General features: G+C 73.8%; 15 protein-coding genes. 5 read left to right on the top strand and 10 right to left on the bottom strand.

All coding sequences use genetic code 11. The features are described from left to right. Window positions 1-315: 315 nt before the first annotated feature. Together ACIO5D_RS00550 and ACIO5D_RS00545 are read left to right on the top strand one after the other, a co-directional pair. Entirely contained in the window at window positions 316-993 is a 678-nt protein-coding gene (locus ACIO5D_RS00550) for a TetR family transcriptional regulator (RefSeq protein ID WP_400793423.1), read from the top strand. Window positions 994-1,080: 87 nt separating this feature from the next. Continuing rightward, the gene (locus ACIO5D_RS00545; protein ID WP_400793420.1) at window positions 1,081-1,275 is read left to right on the top strand and encodes a DUF1918 domain-containing protein; all 195 of its coding nucleotides are present in this window, start codon (window positions 1,081-1,083) and stop codon (window positions 1,273-1,275) included. 82 nt (window positions 1,276-1,357) lie between these two features. Here the strand turns inward: ACIO5D_RS00545 and ACIO5D_RS00540 are convergent, their stop codons facing one another. The 6 genes from ACIO5D_RS00540 to ACIO5D_RS00515 all read right to left on the bottom strand — a co-directional run bounded on the left by ACIO5D_RS00540 (window position 1,358) and on the right by ACIO5D_RS00515 (window position 7,795). After that, window positions 1,358-2,098 carry a PIG-L deacetylase family protein gene (locus tag ACIO5D_RS00540; protein WP_363608133.1) on the bottom strand — a complete coding sequence of 247 codons (741 nt, stop codon included), beginning with the start codon at window positions 2,096-2,098 and terminating at the stop codon, window positions 1,358-1,360. A 310-nt stretch (window positions 2,099-2,408) separates the two neighbouring features. Then, the gene (locus ACIO5D_RS00535; protein ID WP_400793418.1) at window positions 2,409-3,647 is read right to left on the bottom strand and encodes an MFS transporter; all 1,239 of its coding nucleotides are present in this window, start codon (window positions 3,645-3,647) and stop codon (window positions 2,409-2,411) included. A 5-nt stretch (window positions 3,648-3,652) separates the two neighbouring features. Then, window positions 3,653-4,222: a GNAT family N-acetyltransferase gene (locus ACIO5D_RS00530; protein WP_363608135.1), complete on the bottom strand. Its 570-nt coding sequence runs from the start codon at window positions 4,220-4,222 to the stop codon at window positions 3,653-3,655. Beyond that, window positions 4,223-5,416 (bottom strand): type III PLP-dependent enzyme, encoded by a 1,194-nt coding sequence (locus ACIO5D_RS00525; protein WP_400651490.1) that lies wholly within the window; start codon window positions 5,414-5,416, stop codon window positions 4,223-4,225. Window positions 5,417-5,435: 19 nt separating this feature from the next. Further along, entirely contained in the window at window positions 5,436-6,749 is a 1,314-nt protein-coding gene (locus ACIO5D_RS00520; RefSeq protein WP_400793415.1) for a DUF6271 family protein, read from the bottom strand. Then, on the bottom strand, window positions 6,731-7,795 hold the full coding sequence (locus tag ACIO5D_RS00515) for a phytanoyl-CoA dioxygenase family protein (RefSeq protein WP_400793413.1): 1,065 nt from the start codon (window positions 7,793-7,795) through the stop codon (window positions 6,731-6,733). Before ACIO5D_RS00515 ends, ACIO5D_RS00520 begins: the two co-directional genes overlap by 19 nt. Before the next feature lie 909 nt (window positions 7,796-8,704). Here ACIO5D_RS00515 and ACIO5D_RS00510 point away from each other — a divergent pair. The 3 genes from ACIO5D_RS00510 (at window position 8,705) to ACIO5D_RS00500 (ending at window position 11,496) form a co-directional block, all read left to right on the top strand. Next, on the top strand, window positions 8,705-9,310 hold the full coding sequence (locus ACIO5D_RS00510) for an ArsR/SmtB family transcription factor (RefSeq protein ID WP_400793411.1): 606 nt from the start codon (window positions 8,705-8,707) through the stop codon (window positions 9,308-9,310). Then, window positions 9,307-10,614 carry an MFS transporter gene (locus tag ACIO5D_RS00505; protein WP_400793409.1) on the top strand — a complete coding sequence of 436 codons (1,308 nt, stop codon included), beginning with the start codon at window positions 9,307-9,309 and terminating at the stop codon, window positions 10,612-10,614. Before ACIO5D_RS00510 ends, ACIO5D_RS00505 begins: the two co-directional genes overlap by 4 nt. Before the next feature lie 96 nt (window positions 10,615-10,710). Further along, window positions 10,711-11,496 carry a GNAT family N-acetyltransferase gene (locus ACIO5D_RS00500; RefSeq protein WP_400793406.1) on the top strand — a complete coding sequence of 262 codons (786 nt, stop codon included), beginning with the start codon at window positions 10,711-10,713 and terminating at the stop codon, window positions 11,494-11,496. A 93-nt stretch (window positions 11,497-11,589) separates the two neighbouring features. On the opposite strand, the gene ACIO5D_RS00495 is transcribed toward ACIO5D_RS00500, so the two are convergent. From ACIO5D_RS00495 to ACIO5D_RS00480, 4 genes are all read right to left on the bottom strand, one after another. Beyond that, window positions 11,590-13,074 carry a trypsin-like serine protease gene (locus tag ACIO5D_RS00495; protein WP_400793404.1) on the bottom strand — a complete coding sequence of 495 codons (1,485 nt, stop codon included), beginning with the start codon at window positions 13,072-13,074 and terminating at the stop codon, window positions 11,590-11,592. Between the two features lie 527 nt (window positions 13,075-13,601). After that, window positions 13,602-14,684, bottom strand: coding sequence for a polyprenyl synthetase family protein (locus ACIO5D_RS00490; protein WP_400651471.1), 1,083 nt, complete (start codon window positions 14,682-14,684; stop codon window positions 13,602-13,604). Between the two features lie 85 nt (window positions 14,685-14,769). Then, window positions 14,770-17,709: a condensation domain-containing protein gene (locus tag ACIO5D_RS00485; protein ID WP_400793402.1), complete on the bottom strand. Its 2,940-nt coding sequence runs from the start codon at window positions 17,707-17,709 to the stop codon at window positions 14,770-14,772. Beyond that, complete coding sequence (locus tag ACIO5D_RS00480) at window positions 17,706-19,655, bottom strand: amino acid adenylation domain-containing protein (RefSeq protein WP_400793400.1); 1,950 nt, start codon at window positions 19,653-19,655, stop codon at window positions 17,706-17,708. Before ACIO5D_RS00480 ends, ACIO5D_RS00485 begins: the two co-directional genes overlap by 4 nt. Window positions 19,656-19,709 lie beyond the last annotated feature (54 nt).

Raw genomic sequence — 19,709 nt, 5'->3', positions numbered from 1 at the left:
GCCGGCCCGATCGCCGACTACGGTGCGGTCATGCGCACGCAGCCCCCGGGCGGCGGACCCTCGACGCCCCCGCCGGGCCTGCTCGCGGTCCACGCCCGTCCTGACGCCCCGCACCGGTACGGCCGACCCGCCCGGCCACTTCGCCGGAGGGTGGCCCGGCGGGTGGCCGGACGGGTGGCCCGACGGGTGGAGGCGGTCGGGCATCCCGGCGCCCCCTCGGCCGTTTCACCCGCTCCTTTCCCCCGCGGCCAGAACATGAGGAAAACTCATGTTCGTGATTCGCCGCCGGAACACCGGATGCGGCACAGTGGCCCCATGAGCGCGGACACGAGGAGCCACCAGGCGGCCGGGCGGACCGGGCCTGCCCGGCGGCGGCCGGTGCAACAGCGCAGCCAGGAACGCTACGAGCGGATCCTGGACGCCTGCGCCGGGCTGCTCGACGAGGCCGGCGCCACCGCGCTCACCACCAAGGAGGTCGCGCACCGCGCCCAGGTGCCGATCGGCACGCTCTACCAGTTCTTCTCCGGCAAGGAGGACCTGCTGGCCGCGCTGGCCCACCGCAACCTCGACCACTACCTCCAGCGCCTCGACCGCCGGCTGTCCGCCGGGGCCCCCGCCGGACCGGCCGGGTTCACCGACCTCGCGGTGGACGAGTTCGTCGCGATGAAGCGGGACGTCCCCGGCTTCGGCCAGGTGGACTTCGGCCTGGCCGGCACGAGTGGCCCGACCGGTTTCCAGGGCGACCGGCACCTGCTGGACACCGATCTGGACAACAACGCGGCCGTCGCGCTGCGGCTGCAGGCCCTTGGCGGCGAAGTGTTCGCGGCGGCCGACCCGGTGGCCCTCACCATCGGCCTGCGGGTCGCGCTGGAGGCGGCCGACGCGGTGCTCAATCTCGCCTTCCGGAGCGATCCGGACGGCGACCCGGTGCTGATCGCCGAATGCAAGCGGTTGGTCCGCTGCTACCTTGCGGAGCAGCTGGGACACGATTGAGCCGAGGCGTTGCGAGCCCGCTCCCGCCGCCGCACAGTGGAAGCAGAACGGCCGCCGAGGCGGCCACCGCGACCCGAGGAGCAGACCATGCACGCAGCGGTAGGTGACCAGCTCCACATCCACAGTCGGTCGGTGGGCATGGTGGACCAGAAGGGCGAGATCATCGAGATCCGCGGCACCGAGGGCGAACCGCCGTACGTGGTCCGCTTCGAGGACGGCCACACGGGCCTGATCTACCCAGGCCCCGACTGCGTCGTCGAGACCCGCCAGGCAGGTCACTGACGCGCCCGCCCGCCGGCCGCCGCCCGGTACCACGGAGGCGGCCGGGGGCGGCGGCGTGCGGCAAAGTGGCCGACGTCCGGCGTCAGCGCAGCGGGAACACCTCGAACGGCACGGCGAACCGCACCCCGAGCCGGCAGCCCGCGCCCCGGCCGAAGCCCTCCAGGAACTCCCGCGGGTCGCCCATGGCGCCGCCCAGCCCGGCCAGATAGGCCCGGTGCTCCTCCAGCGAGGCCACACCCCGGTCGAAGTACCCGGTGGTGTCCACCGCGTGCCGCGCCAGCGGCGAGGCGACCGCCCAGATCTCCCGCACCCCGTTCCAGGGCTCGTGGCCCTCGGCGGTCAGCTCGCGGAACACCCACCGGTTGCCGGCGTCCCGCACCGCGTCCAGGGTGGCCCGGCCGACCGCGATGTGGTCGGCCTGGTTGAGGAGCGTCCCGCCGTACGTCTCGCGGAAGTTGCTGGTGATCACGATGTCCGGGCGGTGGCGGCGCACCGCGCGGGCGATATCGCGGCGCAGCGGCAGACCGTACTCCAGCGCACCGTCCGGGTAACCGAGGAACTCGACGGTGTCGACGCCGACCACGGCGGCGGAGGCGATCTGTTCGGCCTCGCGCAGCGGGCCGCACTCCTCCGGGCTCAGCGAGTCGATCCCGGCCTCGCCGCTGGTGACCATGACATAGACGACCTTCTTGCCCTGGGCCGTCCAGCGGGCGACGGCGGCGGCCCCGCCGTACTCCATGTCGTCGGGATGGGCGACGACCGCCAGCGCGGTCTGCCAGTTCTCGGTGACGGGCTCGAACGGCTCGGGTGCCTGCTCGCTCATGGTGGTGCTGCCTTTCCGGGCGGGTGCGGTCGCGCGGTCGTACGGCCTTTCCTTCGGACGGTCGTACCGCAGGTGACTCTAGAAGATCACCGTCCGGTCGGCCGCCGGACACCGCTGCCACCCCGGTGGGCCTGCCCCTGACGCACGGGTCAGGGATTGCGTCCCGGCACCCGCAGCGGCCGGCCGCGCTGAACGCCGAGATCGAGCGGCTCACCCGGCTGCGCGACGGCCTCACCCGCCACGCCGCTACGGGCGGGGCGGGCGAGGCCGACGGGGCAGACGGGGCCGGCCGAGTGGTCGGGGCGGAACCCTAGGAGGCGTCCGGGGTCAGCCGGTCGGCCAGGGCCAGGTCGTCGCCCTGCGTGCCCGCGTCCTTCTCCAGCGACGGCCAGCGGATCTGGGTGGCGCACAGGGAGACGACGACCGCCGAGGCGGCGACCGCGCCCATGCCCCAGACCAGGCTGGTGGCGTTCGCGATGAAGCCGATCACCGCGGGGCCGGCCAGCAGACCGGTCGTCCCCATCGCGGCGACCAGGGCCAGCGCCTCGGAGCCCTGGCGGGCTGCGGCCACGTAGACGCACGGGGTCACGGCCGCGACGCCCAGGCCGACGCAGGCGAACCCGAGCAGCGTCGGCACCACGCCGCCGACCAGCAGGGCGAGCGCCAGCCCGGTACCGGCCAGCACGCTGCCGAACCGGACGATCCGGCCGTCACCGAAGCGGCTGCGCCAGCCGTCGGCGAAGATCCGGGCCAGCACCATCATCACCGAGACGACCGCGATGCCCATCGGGGCCAGCGACGGCGCCGCGTGGACGACGTCCTTGATGTAGAGCGCCGACCAGTCGTTCATGGCGCCCTCGGTGACGGTGCCGAACACCATGGCGGCGCCCATCCAGATCGTCACCCGGGACGGCAGGCTGAGCTTGCGGCGCTCCTTCTTCTCCGCCTTCTCCGCCTTATCGGCCGCCTCGCCGGGCTTCTGATGCTCCGTCAGGAGCCCGGGCCGGGCCAGGCCGAGGAGCAGCACCAGGAGCACGGCCGCCACCGCGAAGTGCACCATCAGGGTGGTGGTGAACGCGTTGACCGCGGAGGCGAGCAGCGCGGCGAGCAGCGAGCCGGCGCTGAACGTCGCGTGCAGCTTGGACATCGCGGTCCGCTGGAACCTCACCTCCAGCGCGGCGCCCTGCGCGTTCATGGCGACGTTCAGACAGCCGACGGCCATGCCGTCGCCGCAGAGGACCAGCAGGGCGACCGGGTAGTTCGGCACCACGGCGAGGGCCAGCAGCAGCAGACCCAGGCAGAGCGCCGACAGCCCGGCCAGGCGCCGGGAGCCCAGCCGCTTCATCAGGACCGCCACGAGCGGGAAGGAGACGGCCGCACCGACGCCGCAGGCCATCAGCAGCAGGCCGATCTCGGCCTCGCTCAGGTCGAGCCGGGTCTTGAGCGCGGGCAGCCGCGACACCCAGGTCGCGTACTGAAAGCCAAGCAGGCAGAACAGTGCTGCGATGGCCAGTAGTGCTCGGTGGAATTCATCGCGAACACGGAACATGTGAATCAGCCCACTTCGTCTTTCGGTGGTGACCCGTACAACGGATCGCTGGTGTGCTTCGAGGGCTCGGCCGGGGCCGCCCCCAGGGCCATGGACATGTAGACCGCGTGGGCGCCGTAGCTCTCCGGGAACGCGACCTCTGGGTGCGCGCTGTACCCCAGCGGGGACCAGAGCACCTCGGTGCCGCCGACCGCCACCATGGAGAGCCGCTCGTACCCCTGCGCCCGGGCGGTCCGGGCGAGGTGGTTCAGCAGCCGCGGGGCCAGCCCCCGGCCGCGCAACTCCTCGGCGATCACCACGTCGTGCACGTGCAGATTGCTCGACCGGAAGCCGGCCCGCTCCTCCCGGGCCAGGTCCGGGCAGTGGAACAGCGGGTAGGGCAGGGACAGCAGATAGCCGCCCAGCCGCCCCCGGCGCTCCACCGCGAAGCAGGTGGTGGGCGAGGAGCGTCCCCGGGACTCCAGCGCGGCCCGCCCCTCGGAGAGACCGCTCGCGCTGTAGGCGCCGGCCTCCAGCGCCGCGACGCCCTCCCAGTCGTCGTCGGCCAGCGGCCGGATGCGGATGTCGTCGTCCATCTACTCAGAACCTCCCGGGGAGTCGCCGGCACCGCGGACGCAGGTGTACGGAAGCGGGTGGAAGCCGTTGAAACCCTGGGTCGCGTAGCTGGTGGCGTAGGCACCGCAGGAGTGGATCCAGACCGGATCACCCGAGGCGGCGGCCTCGGGGACCGGGACCAGGTCGCCCTCGTGGGCGTAGGCGTCGTCGCTGTCGCAGGTGGGGCCCGCGACCACGGCCGGCACCGACGTCCCGCCGGGGTGGGTGGGGAACTCCAGCCGGTACCGCAACTCGTCCATCTCGTACAGGCCGTTGAACTTCCCGCAGCTCAGGTAGAGCCAGTGCTGCCGCTCACCGGTGAGCTGCTGACGGGACGACAGCCGGGACACGTGGGCCCGGATGGCGCCGTGGTCGGCGACCAGGTGCCGCCCCGGCTCCATGAGGAACTCCAGGGGCGACTCCGACACCTCCCGCAGGCGCTGCATGCCCTCCCGGAGCACGGCGAACATCTTGTCCAGCGGCGGGTCCAGCAGCCGGCCCCGCTTGTCGAGACAGCCGAGCGCGGGCAGGCCGCCGCCGAGGTTGACGTGGTCCAGCAGGATCCCGCGCCGGTTCAGCGTCACCAGGACGTCGGCCAGCGAGTCCAGGGCGCTCTGCCAGGCCTCGGAGGTCATCTGCTGCGAGCCGACATGGACCGAGAGGCCGGACGGTGTCAGGCCCGCCGCCCGCGCGGCCTCCAGCACCCGGACGGCGTCGTCGGCCGAGCAGCCGAACTTCTGGCTCAGGCCCCAGAGCGCCCCCTCCCCGGTGGTGGCGAGGCGGCAGAACACCCGGGCGCCGGGGGCGTGGGCGGCGATCGCCGCCACGTCCTCCAGACTGTCGGTGGCGAAGTCCCTGACCCCGAGCCGGTACGCCTCGGCGATGTTCCGGTCGGACTTGATGGTGTTGCCGTAGTGGATCCGGTCGACGGGTACGCCGGTCCGGAGTGCCTGCTCGATCTCGTGCGGGCTGGCCGCGTCGAAGCCGGCGCCCCGCCCCGCGAGGCAGGCCAGGACCTCGTCGACCGGGCACGCCTTCATGGCGAAGCGCACCGCGATACCGGGCAGTTCACGCAGCAGTGCCGCGTACTGGCCCTCGATCCCGGTGAGGTCGAAGACGAGCAGGTCGTCGGTGGCGGCCGCCAGGGCCGCGCGGATGGATGTGTTCTGATGCATGTCGATGCTCCGGGTACGGCTACCGGAGTAGCTGGTCGGTGCCGACGGCCTTGCTCGCCTGCACCAGCGGGCCCCACGCGTCGATCAGCAGCGCGAAGTACTCGATGTCCGCCTGGGCCTCGTCGAGCAGGCGCTCGCGCAGGGACCGCAGGTGGTCGGCGAACTCGGCGTACTTGCCGCCCAGTTGACGGTAGGAACGGTCAAGGACGTCCAGTCGTCGGATGTTCTCCGCCCGGTCCGCCCCGGCGCTGCGCCGGACCGAGCCGGCGATCGCGGCGACCCGCACATGGTGCTGCTCGTCGAGCAGCAGCCCACCGGCCGCCTCCATGTCGTGGTAGACGGGGTAGAAGTAGAGCATCGACAGCAGGAACTTGGTGAACCGCAGCTGATAGGCGGTGAATCCGGGACCGGTCCGCCGCTCGGGGGTGTAGTGGTTCACGATGTTGCGGTTGTGCACGACCCCCGGCAGGGCGGCGTCACGGATCAGGTGCAGCAGGAAGTAGTCGCTGCCGATGGTGGCGGTGGCCGGCGGCAGCGGGACGCGCTCGTAGACCTCGTGGTCGAAGCCGATGTTGCACATGTCCAGCCGCCAGATGTCGGGGCTGCCCAGCGTCGACCGGTCCGCACTGAACGGCTCGGTGCCGGAGCCGACGAACGAGTCGTCGACCAGCTCCCGGCGCTCCTTCTCCGAGGCACCGGCATCGGCCCAGAGGCCGACCACCTCGTAGTAGACGGCGGGGTCCAGCTCCCTGATCTCGCCGATGTCCACCGACAGTTCACCGATGAAGGAACTGCCCACCAGCGACACCGGCCGCTCGGCGAGCGCCGGCTCCAGCTCGACGTCCGTAACGCCCGGCACCGCGTCGGCCGCCCGCTTGCCGAGCGACAGCAGTTCGTGGTGGACCGGGAAGACCGGTTCGCCGTCGAGGACCTGGTAGTCGCTGTCGGAGTCCCGGCGGAGGACGGCCTGGCAGCCGAGCGCGCCGGCGATCAGGAACGCCCGGTTGGTGCAGGCGCCGTAGGAGACGGCGTCCGGCAGCATCAGGTCCAGCACCAGCTCCGGCTCGGCGACCCCGGACCGCTGGATCACCTGCCGCAGGAACGCGCGCTGCCGCTCCTCGTCGACGTGGTGCACGACCACGTTCGCCGCCGCGGGCAACTCGGCGACGGCCTTGGCGTGCAGGGCGAAGGTGGCCTCGTCCGAGGAGTCCAGGATCAGCAGATGCACCTCGACGTCGAAGGTCTCCGCGCCGTACACCGCCTCACCGTGGACGGCCGGGATCGTCGCGACGCACTCCCGGTTGGTCGGAAGAGTCAGGCAGACTCTGCGCATTCCGGCTCCCCCGTCGCCTCGTCGAACTCCTGGCCGCGCCACGACTTCAGCCCCAGCAGCTTCTCGCCGAGCTCGTTCAGCGCGGCGGTGCCGTAGCGGAGGGACTCGTGCCTGGTCGCGTCGCCGACCAGCGTCGCGTTCCAGTCCGGCGTGCTGAGGTGGCGCCAGGAGTCCACCCGGGAGCGGCGCAGCTTCTCGGCCTCCTCCAGGGCGGGCATCATGGACAGGTACTGGACCGAACGGACGCCGCTCTCCGAGGTGTTGCGGGCCACCCCGTGCGCGAGCAGGCCGTTCCAGATCAGCAGGTCGCCGGCCTTGAGCTCGGGCCGCACCACCGGGAACTCGTCCCAGTCGACGGCGGGCCGGATCGGGTCCCGGTCGGCCGGCTGGGAGATCTTCCACGGCTCGAACCGCCGGAACAGCTCGGGCGAGCACTGGAAGCCGCCGTGGTCCGGCTTGGTGTCGTTGAGCGCGATGATGCCCTGCACCCGCTGCGGCAGCACGCCGAGCGTGGTGTCCACGTCCCAGTGCAGCTCGATGTCGAAACCGGTGTCGGTGGGCGCGATCAGCTTGCGGTCGCGGTTCCGGACGTTCGGCGGGTTCAGGTTGAGCCGGTCCAGCGTCACCCACAGCTCTTCGCAGTCCCAGACGTCGACGAACGCGTCGTAGACGCGCCGCGCCTGGCGGCTGTCCCAGACGAGCTGGTGGTGGTAGGCCTCGACGAAGCCGTAGACGTACAGGTCCCGGTCCAGATCGTCGCGGAACTCCCGTTCGGTGTACCAGTCTTCCGGCCGGGTCGGGTCGAGCCCCTGGAAGTCCCAGGTGAACTCCAGCAGGCGGGCCGCCGCCTCGGCGGGGATCGCCTCCTTCACCACGACGTATCCGTAGGTCTGCCAGAACTCGAAGTCCTCTTCGGAGAGCACGCGGAGCGGCCGCGACTTCCGGATGTCCCGCAGCTGCGTCTGCGCCAGGTAGGTCTCGCCGTCCGCGCTGAAGTACGGGACGTCCGAGGCTGCTCGGTGCAGATATCCGTCAGGCGTCGACATGCAATCACTCCAAAGCTAGAAAGTTCTGCGGCCGGACAGCGCGGACCGCTCCCACGAGCGGTACGCGAACGGCCTCGGCACGGCCTTCACCACCAGGCCCGCCGGAAGTACGGTGTTCGAGAGGACGGCTGACACGACATCACCTGTCGCGAAGGGGAATCAGCCGGCCGGGCGCGATCTCATCCGCACACGTTGAAGCAAGGCCCGCCCGAGGGCGGAAAAGGACGGAAACCGACCTGCGGTGGCATATCGCGCCAAGTGGATCGGACCCAGGGACAACGGAATTGCTGGGCACCTCCGGCCGCTTCGGCCGACTGCCCGGTGGAGGTGGCGGTTTTCCGCGCGAAAACAGCCGGAATTCCTACCTCCTCGTACTCGGCGCCCCTCACGGGACGCGGACACCCACAGCAAACTTCGCGAAGCTGGTCGGCCAACTCGCGGATCGGGCAAGGGTCTCGTTCCGTCTTCACCTTGCCGAACTTACGTTCCACTACGGTGGACTAGACCAACTTCCGGTGTCAACCCTCGACCTGGGGAGACTCGGTGACGGGACACCAGAAATCCGGAAACGCACCGCCCCTCATGAACGAACCACGCCCGTCCGCCTTTTGTTCCGTCAAACGACATACACCGGAAGCGGATCGCGCCACTCGACCGGAACCGGGCGGCTCGCCTTTTGTTCCGTTAATCGACATTCATCGAAGACGGGTATGCCATTCACCGCCCATAAGCGGCGAGGCCCGCGTCGCATGCCACGCGCCGCGTGCCGACCGGACGGGCGGAGCGGACGACCTCACCGAACACGCGAAGGCTTCCGCCCCGACGACCGCCACCGCAGGCCTCTCCTCCACAGAGACACCTCTGCAGAGACCTCTATGCAGAGAGTCCTCTGCATCGTAGGATGCCGACATGACCGAGCAACCGGAACAGTCGCCCCCGCCCGCTACCGCCCACCGCCGGATCGACGCCCGCAGCCTGCGCGGGCTCGCCCATCCGCTGCGGATGCAGATCTTCGAACTGCTCAACCTGGACGGCCCCTCCACCGCCACCCGGCTCGCCGAACGCCTCGGCGAGAACACCGGCACCGTCAGCTGGCACCTGCGCCACCTCGCCGAGCACGGCTTCATCGAGGAGGAGACCGGCCGGGGCACCAGGCGCGAGCGCTGGTGGCGGCGGGTGCCCGTCGCCACCCAGCTGAACAGCGCCGACTTCCACGACGACCCCGACAGCCGGGGCGCCCTCTCGCTCTACCTGCACGAGCTGGTGCAGCAGTACTTCACCCGGGTCTCCTCCTACATCAGCGAGGATTGGGAGGACGACTGGCGCAACGTCGGCACCATCTCGGACTGGAGCCACCTGCGACTGACGCCCCAACAACTCAAGGACCTCAACGAGGACTTGGCAGCCGTCATTGCCCGCCACACCCCCGGACCGGGCACCGAGCCCGAGGCCGGCGCGCTGCCGATCGTGGTCCAGCTCCAGTCCTTCCCGCGCAAGCCGCGTGACACCGCATGAGCGCCGACGCACGCGGCGGACTGCTCCGCCGCCACCGGGACTTCCGGCTGCTCTGGTGCGGCGAGACCGCGGGGAGGTTCGGCGCCTCCGTCTCCGGGGTCGCGATGCCGCTGATCGCCGTCACCGACCTGCACGCGAGCACCTTCGAGATCGGCCTGCTGTTCGCCGCCTCCTGGGCCCCCTGGCTGGTCATCGGCCTGCCGGCCGGCGTCTGGGTGGACCGCTTACCGCGCCGCCCGATCATGCTGGCCACGGCCGCGCTCTCGCTCGGGCTGTTCGCCGCCGTCCCGGTGGCCTCCTGGCTCGGTGTGCTCAGCACCGGCCTGCTGCTGGCCGTCGCGCTGCTCAGCGGCACCGCCGCCGTCTTCTTCCAGACCGCCTACACCGCCTACCTCCCCAGCCTGCTCGACCCCGCCGACCAGCCCGAGGGCAACGCCAAGCTGCACGGCAGCGCCTCCGCCGCGCAGATCGCCGGCCTCGGCTCCGGCGGCCTGATCGCGCAACTGGCCGGAGCGGTGAACGGCATGCTCACCAACGCCGCGACCTTCCTGGTCTCCCTCGTCTGTCTGAGCCGCATCCGGCACCGGGAGGCGCCGCCCGCCCGGCCGGACCGGCCCAGGGCGCTCGGCCGCGAGATCGGCGAGGGTCTGCGGCTGGTCGCCGGGGACCGCTGGCTGAGAGCGCTGACACTGTTCGGCGCCGCCTCCAACCTGTCCCTGATGGGGTTTCAGTCCATCCAGGTGGCCTTCCTGGTCCGCGAGGTCGGGCTCGCCCCGGGCACCGTCGGCGGGCTGATCGCGGCCGGGGCGAGCGGCGGCGTCGCCGGGGCCTTCGCCGCCCGCCGGGTCGCCGCCCGGATCGGCACCGCCCGCGCGATGATCCTCTTCGAACTGTGCCTGCCCGTCCTGGCCCTGCTCATCCCGCTCACCACCAAGGGCACGGGCGTACTCGTCTACGTGGCGGGCGGGTTCGGCGTCTCCGCGGGCGTCGTGGCCGGCAATGTGATCAAGTCCGGCTTCCAGCAGCGTTACTGCCCGTCCGATCTGCTGGGCCGCATCACGGCCAGCACCGCCGTCCTCAACTACGGCACCATCCCGCTCGGCGCCCTCCTCGCCGGCGCTCTCGGCACCGCCCTCGGGCTGCGCCCCGCGATGTGGATCACCACCGCCGGAGTCCCGCTCGCCGCGCTCGTCCTGCTCTTCTCCCCGATCGGCCGCACTCGCGACCTCCCGACCTCCCGCACCGGCGAAGCCGCGGCCCCCACCGGCCGGGAAGCGCCCTCGCAGCCGGCGGCCTCGACGTGATCCGCCCCCCGGGACCGGCGTCCGGGCCGCCCCGGGGTCACTTCGGAAGGCACCCCGGGCGGCCGTCGGCCGGGGCGGGGCGCGTAGGCTCGGCGGATGTCCCTGCTCAGCCTGCACGACCGGGCGGCGCTGACCGACCGGTTCCGCGGTGATCCCGGCCTGCATCTCTTCGAACTCGGCGACCTCGACGACCTGTTGTGGCCGCACACCGCCTGGTACACGGTGTCGGACGACGGGCCGGTGGCGCTGCTCTACGCCGTGGGCGAGATCCCGACCCTGCTCGGGTTCGCGCCCGAGGAGCGGTGGCGGTCGCTGGAGGAGCTGCTTCGGGCCATGCTGCCGGTGCTGCCACGGCGGTTCCTGGCCCATCTGTCCGGCCGGGCGGAGGAGGCCCTCACCCCGGTCTACCGCGTGGAGCGGCGGGCGGCGCTGCTGAGAATGACGCTGTCGGACCGGTCGTGCCTCGCACCGCACCTCGATGGCCCGTGGGCCCCGGCTCCGCTGGGGCGGGCCGATCTGCCCGAGTTGCTCGCCCTCTTCTCGGTGGCCTACCCGGGCAACTGGTTCGACGAGCGGATGCTGGACACCGGCCAGTACGTCGGTGTGCGCGAGGGCGGCGCCCTGGTGGCGGTCGCCGGGGTGCACGTCCACTCCCCCGCCCACCGGGTGGCCGCGATCGGCAACGTCGCCACCCACCCGGCGGTGCGCGGCCGGGGCGCGGCCGGCGCCTGTGTCGCGGAGCTGTGCCGCCGCCTGACCGGCACCACCGACCACATCGGGCTCAACGTCCGGGCCGACAACCCGGGCGCCGCCGGCCTCTACCGGCGGCTGGGGTTCACGGTCGTGGCGGAGTTCAACGAGTCGCTGCTCAGCGCCCGTTGACCCCGGTTCCGCCGGGGTGCGGCGGACCCGGGGTCAACGGCAGGTGCTGCGGGGTGGCGCGGGAATCAGGCGAAGGCGGTCAGGGGAGGGTGATCAGGCGAAGGTGTTGGTGCTCCAGATCGCACCGCCGACGCCCTCGCCGCCCTCCTCCTTGTAGATCACGAGGTTGCCGTCGTCCTGGAGCTTCATGAAGGCTCCGGCGCTCCAGAAGGTGCCGGAGCTCCAGACCGAACCGACGCCGTTGCCCTGGCCCGCCGGGTAGACGACCGCGTTGCCGTCGGCCTGCATGACGAAGTAGCCGAAGGTGCTGGCGTAGGTGCCGGTCGACCAGAGGTGGGCGCCGTCGCTCTTGCGGTACAGGGCGAAGTTGCCGTCCCGCTGCATGATCAGCACGGTGGACTTCGACTCGGTCCACTGGGCGGACCAGACCGGCTGGCCGGAGCCGATGGTGCTGCCGATCCGGGTCGAGCCGGCGCCCCAGGCCGCGCCGCCCGAGAGCGGGCCGCCGCCCTTCTTGTAGACGACGATGTTGCCGTCGTCCTGGAGGCTCAGGTAACCGCCCGGGGAGCTCCAGGTGGCGGTGTTCCAGATCGGGTGCTTGTCGGCCGTGTAGACGACGAAGTTGCCGTCGGGCTGCATCTCGGCGTAGGCGCCGGCGTTCCCGCCGGTACCGGTGGCCCAGATGATGCCGTTGGGGGCGTTCTTGTGGGTCAGCGTGAGATTGCCGTCGGCCCGCATGGTCAGCCGCAGGTCGCGGCCGGCGAGCGTCTGGCCGGAGGCGAGCCGCGCGCCGGGGCCGAGCAGGGCCTGGTCGACCGAGGAGCTGTCGAGGATCCACTGGCGGATGTCGTCGACCCGGCTCTCGACCGCGTCGGTGCGGGTCTCGGTGGAGCCGAAGCAGCCGCCCTGCCAGGAGAGGCTGTGGATGCCGGCCAGGACCGCGGTCGCGCCGTTCTCCCGGAAGGTCGGGCCGCCGGTGTCGCCCTTGCAGATCGTGCCGGTGGCCGGGGCCTTGGCGGCGATGCCGACGGTGGTCGCCGCGGTCGACTTGACCGTGACGGCCGCGCCGTGGAGGCGGTTCGGCACCCACTCGTCCTGGGTGCGCCCGTAGCCGGTGGCGCGCAGGGTGTCGCCCACCGCCGGGGCGGTGTCGGCGAGGGTCACCGGGGTGACGCCGAAGACCGGGCCGGCCAGGCGGGCGACGACGAGGTCCCGGTCGGCGCGCGGCTTGAGGTCGATCACGTCGACGGAGACACCGGTCTGGCTGCCCAGGTCGGTACGGCCGACGGTGACGACGGCGTGGTCCTTGGGCTTCCCGGCGGTCACCGTCGAGGGGTCGGCCGGGTCGGCGGCGAAACAGCTGGCGGCGGTGATCACCCAGGTCGGGTTGATCAGGGCCGCCGAGCAGGAGCGCTTGCCGTCGCCGATGTCGAGCTTGGCCGTGAAGGCGTAGCCGCCGTCGGCCACCGGATCGCCGACGACCGCGTTGGCGGGGACCGTGCCGAGGGCACAGACGCCGGCGACGGCGGTGGCGAGAACGCTGGTCATCCACGCGGCGCGTGGACGCTTGAACTGCATCTGTCGATCACCTTCGGGTCGTGGTGGAGGAGCAGGGCTACTGGCATGCGCCTGCCAGACCGGCACTCGGACCGGGGTTCGGACCGGGGAACGGATCAGACGGGCGGGACCTGCTCGTGAAGGCGGCCCGGGGCGCTTCGGAGAACCCTCGGGCGGCGGGGGAACGGAAACGGGCCTACTGCCCCGCGTCCGGCTTTCAGAGAGGGGCGGGCACGGTGGCACGCGTCCGGTCCGGCGACAACCCGGTGTCCGGCGGCCGACCGCCGATATGTGCGTCCATCACGCCACAACCCCCGTTTTCTGGCATGCCGATCAGTGGTGTGGGAGAGCGACGCCCCCCATCACCGGATCGATCTTCATACTGATATCACCCATGACCTGCCCAGCGGCAGATGATCACACGAAATCCATCACCGGCCGGGCGAAAATCGTCCGGTACGTGATCTCCATTCAGATGGGCTCCACACCCGGGCGACTGACCGTTCATCACACTGCGGACGGCCCGGACGCGCGGGGAACCGGCCGGTTCAGGCCACCCGCCGGGCGCTCCACAGCGGCAGGCCCTCGAAGAAGGCCACCGCCTCCGCGCGCCAGTACGGGCGCCAGCCGGCGGCCTCGGCGCGGGCGGCCTCGGCGTAACGGCGCAGGTCCGCGCGAAGGCGCTCGTCCACACCCCGCTGCCGGGCGATGGCGCGGACGCGCTCGACCGTCCCGGGCGGGCAGTGCGGGTCGCCGAGCGCGGACTCCACGACGGCCCGCTCCGCCCCGGCGGTGGCGGCCAGGAGAGCGGTGACGGCGTAACTGCGGCGCCCCGCGCGGAGGTCGGCGCCGGTGGACTTCCCGGTGGCGGCCTCGTCGCCGAACAGGTCGAGGTAGTCGTCGCACAGCTGACCGCCGATGCCGACCAGGGTCGCGTAGCGGCGCAGCCGCCCGTCGTGGGCGGCCAGGTCCTCGCCGGCGGCCAGCAGCCCGAGCCGCAGCGGCGCGAGGACCGAGTACCGGGTGGACTTGTACTCGCAGACGGTGTGCAGCAGTTCCTCGTCCGGCAGGGCGTGGGAGTCGCGCTCCAGGTCGACGATCTGGCCCACGACCGTCTCCGCGCCCGCGCTCAGCTGCACCTCCAGCATGGCGTGCCGCAGCCGCGCCGGCACCTCCGCGTCGAGCAGGACCCGCATGGCCAGGAAGGCCGCGAGATCCCCGGCCAGCACGGCCAGGCCCAGCGCCGTCCGCTCCCCGGCCGGGAACTCCTCGCGGTAGGCGTAGTACGTCGACGGGCCGCCGCGCCGGACGGGCGCGTCGTCGATGATGTCGTCGTGGACGAGCCCGTGCGTCTGGAGCAGTTCGATGCTCAGCGCGGCCTCCGCCAGCCCGGGCACCGGCTCGGCGGTCACCAGCCGGGCCGCCTCGTACAGCAGGGCGACCCGCAGCCGCTTGCCGCCGCGCAGCGAGAGCTCCCGCAGGAGCTCCAGGCAGCGGGGGGTGAAGCGGCTGAGCGCCGGGGTGTCCAGGTGCTCCGGCAGGGCCGCGAAGTACGCCGCGAAGCGGGCGTCGAAGCGGCGCCGGTGGGCGGCGGCCCGTTCGTGGGCGGCGGCCATGATCGTCTCGTCCATGGGCCCACCCTTCCAGCCGGACGGACCGGACCGGCAGCGGGGGCGGGCCCCGGCCGGATGTGTGCCCGGCCGGGGCCCGTCGCGACTACCGCACCATGGCGGCGAGCACGCTGCGCCAGTCCTCGCCGGGCTCCGGGCGGAGCAGGTCCGCCAGCGCCTCGGCCCGGTAGTGCCAGGGTCGCCGCAGCTCCGGTTCGGCGTCCGCCCGCAGCTCGACGGCGCTGGGCGAGCCGAGCAGCCGCACCAGCTCGGCCGCCAGCTCGGCCCAGGCCACCTGGCCGGTGACGGCGTTGACCGTCCGCCCGGACGCCCGGCCGGTCCCGTCGGCGCAGCCGACGACGGCCCGGGCGAGGGCGGCGGAGTGCACCCAGGAGGCGCCGTACCAGCCGTGGCCGTCCGCCGCCGGGGCGGGCAGCACGATCGGCCGGCCGGCCAGCGCGGCCTGGTAGAGCGCGCCGGTGGAGCCCCAGCGGAGCTGGTCGCGCAGCCGCCGGTGCGGGCCCCAGACGATCGGGGACCGCACCACCGTGCCCGCGCCGCGCCCGCCCGTCCCGGCGGCGGCCAGCAGGATCCGCTCGCAGTCCAGCTTGGTCTGCCCGTAGGGGCTGACCGGGGCCTCGGCCGGGGCGCCCTCGGGGACGTCGGCGGCGGCCGGTCGGCCGTAGGCGTCGACGCTGCTGACGAAGACGAACTCGCCGCCCCGCCAGCCGTCCACCAGGGTCCGCATGGCGGCGAGGTCGGTCCGGTGCTCGGTGAAGGTGCACGCGGCGTGGATGACGGCGTCGACGCCCTCGACCGCGCGGCACAGGCTGTCGTGGTCGGCCAGGTCCCCCTCGGCGGCCTCGGCCCCGTTCGCCGCCACCAGGTGCGCCGACTCGGGCCGGACCAGCGCCCGGACCGGGCGGCCCTGGGCGATCAGCTCCTGCAGGACGGCGGCGCCGACCCCGCCGGTGGCGCCGGTGAGCAGCACGGTGCCCGCCCGGGTGGTGCGGTGACGGGCGGCCGGCCGGGCGTGGCCGGTCGGCCGGGCGGCGGTGGCGGCGCGGCGCTCGGCGGCGCGGGTGTCGAGCAGCCCGGCCAGGGCGCGCGCGGTGCGCTGCTCCAGGACGTCGAGCCCGGTCAGCGGGAGGCCGGTGCGGGCCCGCAGCCGCTCCGCCAGCTGAACCGCCATCAGTGAGTGGCCGCCCAGGTGGAAGAAGTCCGCGTCCGCCGTCGGCCGGCCGCTCAGCAGTTCGCCGAAGACGGTCCGCACCGCCGCCAGCGCCTCGGACTCGCGGGCGGCGGGCGCGCCGGGCAGCCGGGCCCGGTCGACCGTGCCGTCGGGGTGCCGGGGCAGCGCGTCGACCAGGGTGACGGCGGCGGGGAGCCGGTCGGCCGGGAGGCGGTGGCGCAGGGCGGCGCGCAGCTCGGTGCCGCTCGGCGAGGCGGGGCCGCGGACCACCGCGTACGCGAGGGCCGGCCGGCCCTCGGCGGCCACCACGGCGGCCTCGACGATCCGGGGGTCGGCCAGCAGCGCGCCGACGGCGGGGTGGTCGGGCCCGGCCGCCGGTCCGCCTGTGCGGTCAGGACCGGACCAGCGACCAGGACCGGACCAGGGACCAGGGGCGGCGGGCAGGCCGGCGAGGGGGCGGTCCGCGTCGGCCGCGACGGCCGTCAGCAGGTCGGCGAACCCGGTGAGCAGTCGGCCCGCGGCGGCCTCGTCGAGCGCCGCGACGTCGTGCTGGACGAGGCAGCGCGGCCGTGGGCCGTCCTCGACCAGCAGGGCGAGGCCGAACTTGGCGAGCCCGAGGTCGATGTCGACGGCCTCCGCCGCCAGGCCGGGCAGCGCGAGGGCCCCGGCCGGCCGGACGAGGTCGCAGCTGACGGCGAGCAGCGGATGGCCGCCCTCGCCCCGGGCGGCGGCCCCGAGCCGTTCGACGACCAGGTCGAACGGGACGTCGCGCCGTTCCTGCGCGTCGAGCAGGGCGCTCCGGACCCGGGTCAGCGCCTCGGTGAAGGTCGGCTCCCCGGAGAGGTCGGCCCGGACCGGCAGGGTGTTGACGCTCAGGCCGACCGTCCGGCGCAGCTCGGGCCGGGCGCGGTGGCCGCTGGCGCAGCCGACGGTGAGGTCGGGCTCGCCGGTGGCGAGGCGCAGGGTGGCGAAGGCCGCCGCCAGCACGACGGTGAACAGGGTGGCGCCGTGCCGGGTGCCGAGCCGCCGCAGGCCGTCCAGGGTCTCCGGAGTGAGCGGCGCGGTGTGCAGGGCGGCCGGCCGGGCGCCCGGGCCGGGTGGGACGGGGCGCAGCAGCGGTACCGGCCGGGCACCGGTGAGCCGGGCGGCCCAGGTGCCGGCGGCGGCGGCGAGTTCGGCGTCGCGGGACCGCTCCCAGCGGGCGTAGTCGGCGTACTGCGGCCCGGCCGGGGGCAGGTCGGCGGGCTGCCCGGTGAGCGCGGCCCGGTACAGGGCGGCGAGGTCGGCGGCGAGCACGGGCAGTGAGCCGCCGTCGACGGCGATGTGGTGCAGCGTCAGCAGCAGGGTGTGGTCGTCCTGGCCGTGCCGCAGGAGCAGGGCCCGCAGGACCGGGCCGGTGGCGAGGTCGAACGGGCGCCCGGCCTCGGTGCGCAGCAGGGCGGGGGCGGCCTCGGGGGTGGCGGGCAGCACCGGGACGGGTACCGGGGTGGCCGGTGCGGCCTCCTGGTAGGGGTGGTCGCCCCGCTGCCCGTAGCGGGTGCGCAGGACGGTGTGGCGGGCGGTGAGCGCGGTGAGGGCGGCGGCCAGCGCCTCGGTGTCGAGCGGGCCGCGCAGGCGGGTGGCGAGCGGTACGTGGTAGCCGGCGCCGCCCTGGCCGAGGCGGTCCATCAGCCACATCCGCTGCTGGGCGTGCGAGAGCGGGGCGGGGCCCTCGGCGGTCTGCCCGGCCGGAACGGAACCGGTCCGGGCGGAACCAGCTGGGGCGGAACCGGTCCGGGCGGGACCGGCGCCGACCCGTCGGCGGGCGAGCCACAGCAGGTCGGCCTGCCGGGCGGCCTGGTCGGTGGCGGTCATCGGGCCGACTCCCCGTGCTCCCCGTGCTCCCCGTGCTGCACGTGCTGCACGGGGCCGGCGGCGGCCGCCTCGCCGTGGGCGGCGAGGAGGGCGCGTTCGATCAGGGCGGCCTGGGCGGCGACGGTGGGGTGGTCGAGGAACTCGGCGAGCGAGAGCTCCACGCCGAGGTCCTCCCGGAGGTCGTCGACCACCCACATGGCCAGCAGCGAGTGGCCGCCCTCGGCGAGGAAGTCGGCGTCCGGCGCGGTCACCGGGCGCTCCAGGGCCCGTGACCAGGCCTCGGCGACGGCCTGCTGGATGGGCGTCAGTGGGGCGGTGGCGGCCGGGCCGGTCCCGGCCGGCGGCTCGTCCGCGGCGAGCGCGCGGCGGTCGACCTTGCCGGTGCCGGTGAACGGCAGGGCGTCCAGCACGGTCCAGGCGGTGGGTACCAGGTGGGCCGGCAGCCGGTCGGCCAGCCGGCGGCGGAGCGTCTCGGCCACCGGCCGCGTGCCCTCGGCGGGGACGACGTACGCGGCGAGCACGGCGTCCTCCTGACCGGGGCGGCGGACCACGACCGCCGCCTCGGCGACCTCGGGGTCCTGCCGCAGGACGTGCTCGATCTCTCCGGGTTCGATCCGGAAGCCGCGGACCTTGACCTGGTCGTCGAGCCGGCCGTGGAACTCCAGGGTGCCGTCCGGGCGCTCCGAGACCAGGTCGCCGCTGCGGTAGGCCCGCCCGAGGCCGGGGATGTCCCGGAAGCGCTCCGCCGTCAGGTCCGGCCGGCCGAGGTAGCCGAGGGCCAGCCGGGCGCCGCCGATCCACAGCTCACCGCGGGTGCCGGGGGGCACCGGGGCCTGCCGCTCGTCCAGGACGACGGTGCGGGCCCCGCCGAACGGGAGGCCGATCGGCACCTGCCCGGTGCGGTCGGCCGGGCCGATCCGGTGCAGGGTGGTGATGGTGGTGGACTCGGTCGGCCCGTAGGCGTTGACCAGGTCGAGCCAGGGGAACGCCCGCAGCACGGTGGCCGCGTGCCCGGGCGACAGGGCCTCGCCGCCGACGAGCAGCGTGCGCAGCACCCCGAAGATCCGCGACTCGCGGGCGGCCAGCCGGTGGAAGAGGGCGGTGGTGAACAGGGCGGTGGTGACGCCGAACCGCTCGATGTCGCGGGCGAGTTCCTCGGCGGTGGGCCGCTCGGCGGGCGAGACCGCGACGGCGGCGCCGCGCACCAGCGGGGCCCAGAGCTCGAAGGTCGAGGCGTCGAAGGTGGCGGGCGAGTGGAAGAGCACGCGGTCGCCTGGGCCGAGCGCGATCGCGTCGGGGGCGGCGACCAGGTCGGCGACCGCGCCGTGCGGTACCTGGACGCCCTTGGGGCGGCCGGTGGAACCGGAGGTGTAGATCACCAGGGCGACCGCCGCCGGGCCGGTCACGGCCGGCGCCTCCGGGCTCTCGGGCGCCTCGAAGGCATCCGGTGCCTCGAAGGCGTCAGGGGCGTCGGTGAGCCCGGCGGCGGCCAGCACGAGGACCTGGCCGGCCGGCAGACCGGCCTCCGCGAGCAGCGCCTTGTCGCCGAGGGTGAGCCGGACCCCGGCGTCCTCGATCATCGCGGCGGTGCGCGGACGCGGGTACGCCGGGTCCAGCGGCACGACGTGGCCGCCCGCCCACCAGACGGCGAGCTGGGCGACGACCAGGCGGGTGGAACGGGCGCAGAGCAGGCCGACGGCGCTGCCGGGGACGATCCCGCGCGCGGCCAGTTCACCGGCCAGCTGTCGTGCGGAAGTGATCAGTTGACGATACGTCAGGACAGTGGAGCCGTCCGTCACGGCGAGCGCCCGCGGACATCGGTCGGCCTGCCGGGCGATCAGGACGGGGACGGAGTCGGCCCCGGCAACGGAGCCGCCCGGCGCGGACAGGGCCGCGGGCCTGGCGGGTGCGGGCATGGTGGCTGAGGGCATGGTGGGTGCGGACATGGTGGTTCCCTTCCGGGCGCCCCGGCTTCGCGCCGGGGCGCCCTGCTACGGCGT

Origin of the sequence: Kitasatospora sp. NPDC087315, from assembly GCF_044744345.1 — a bacterium.
Taxonomy (GTDB): domain Bacteria; phylum Actinomycetota; class Actinomycetes; order Streptomycetales; family Streptomycetaceae; genus Kitasatospora.
Note: the sequence above shows the minus strand (reverse complement) of the source record. Positions and strands in the feature narration are given on the sequence as shown.

Coding starts and splice junctions, on each gene's coding strand:
- ACIO5D_RS00530 (WP_363608135.1), bottom strand. CDS start 4,222: ATGGACGACGACATCCGCATCCGGCCGCTGGCCGACGACGACTGGGAG.
- ACIO5D_RS00505 (WP_400793409.1), top strand. CDS start 9,307: ATGAGCGCCGACGCACGCGGCGGACTGCTCCGCCGCCACCGGGACTTC.
- ACIO5D_RS00515 (WP_400793413.1), bottom strand. CDS start 7,795: ATGTCGACGCCTGACGGATATCTGCACCGAGCAGCCTCGGACGTCCCG.
- ACIO5D_RS00550 (WP_400793423.1), top strand. CDS start 316: ATGAGCGCGGACACGAGGAGCCACCAGGCGGCCGGGCGGACCGGGCCT.
- ACIO5D_RS00545 (WP_400793420.1), top strand. CDS start 1,081: ATGCACGCAGCGGTAGGTGACCAGCTCCACATCCACAGTCGGTCGGTG.
- ACIO5D_RS00500 (WP_400793406.1), top strand. CDS start 10,711: ATGTCCCTGCTCAGCCTGCACGACCGGGCGGCGCTGACCGACCGGTTC.
- ACIO5D_RS00480 (WP_400793400.1), bottom strand. CDS start 19,655: ATGTCCGCACCCACCATGCCCTCAGCCACCATGCCCGCACCCGCCAGG.
- ACIO5D_RS00525 (WP_400651490.1), bottom strand. CDS start 5,416: ATGCATCAGAACACATCCATCCGCGCGGCCCTGGCGGCCGCCACCGAC.
- ACIO5D_RS00485 (WP_400793402.1), bottom strand. CDS start 17,709: ATGACCGCCACCGACCAGGCCGCCCGGCAGGCCGACCTGCTGTGGCTC.
- ACIO5D_RS00535 (WP_400793418.1), bottom strand. CDS start 3,647: ATGTTCCGTGTTCGCGATGAATTCCACCGAGCACTACTGGCCATCGCA.
- ACIO5D_RS00490 (WP_400651471.1), bottom strand. CDS start 14,684: ATGGACGAGACGATCATGGCCGCCGCCCACGAACGGGCCGCCGCCCAC.
- ACIO5D_RS00495 (WP_400793404.1), bottom strand. CDS start 13,074: ATGCAGTTCAAGCGTCCACGCGCCGCGTGGATGACCAGCGTTCTCGCC.
- ACIO5D_RS00510 (WP_400793411.1), top strand. CDS start 8,705: ATGACCGAGCAACCGGAACAGTCGCCCCCGCCCGCTACCGCCCACCGC.
- ACIO5D_RS00520 (WP_400793415.1), bottom strand. CDS start 6,749: ATGCGCAGAGTCTGCCTGACTCTTCCGACCAACCGGGAGTGCGTCGCG.
- ACIO5D_RS00540 (WP_363608133.1), bottom strand. CDS start 2,098: ATGAGCGAGCAGGCACCCGAGCCGTTCGAGCCCGTCACCGAGAACTGG.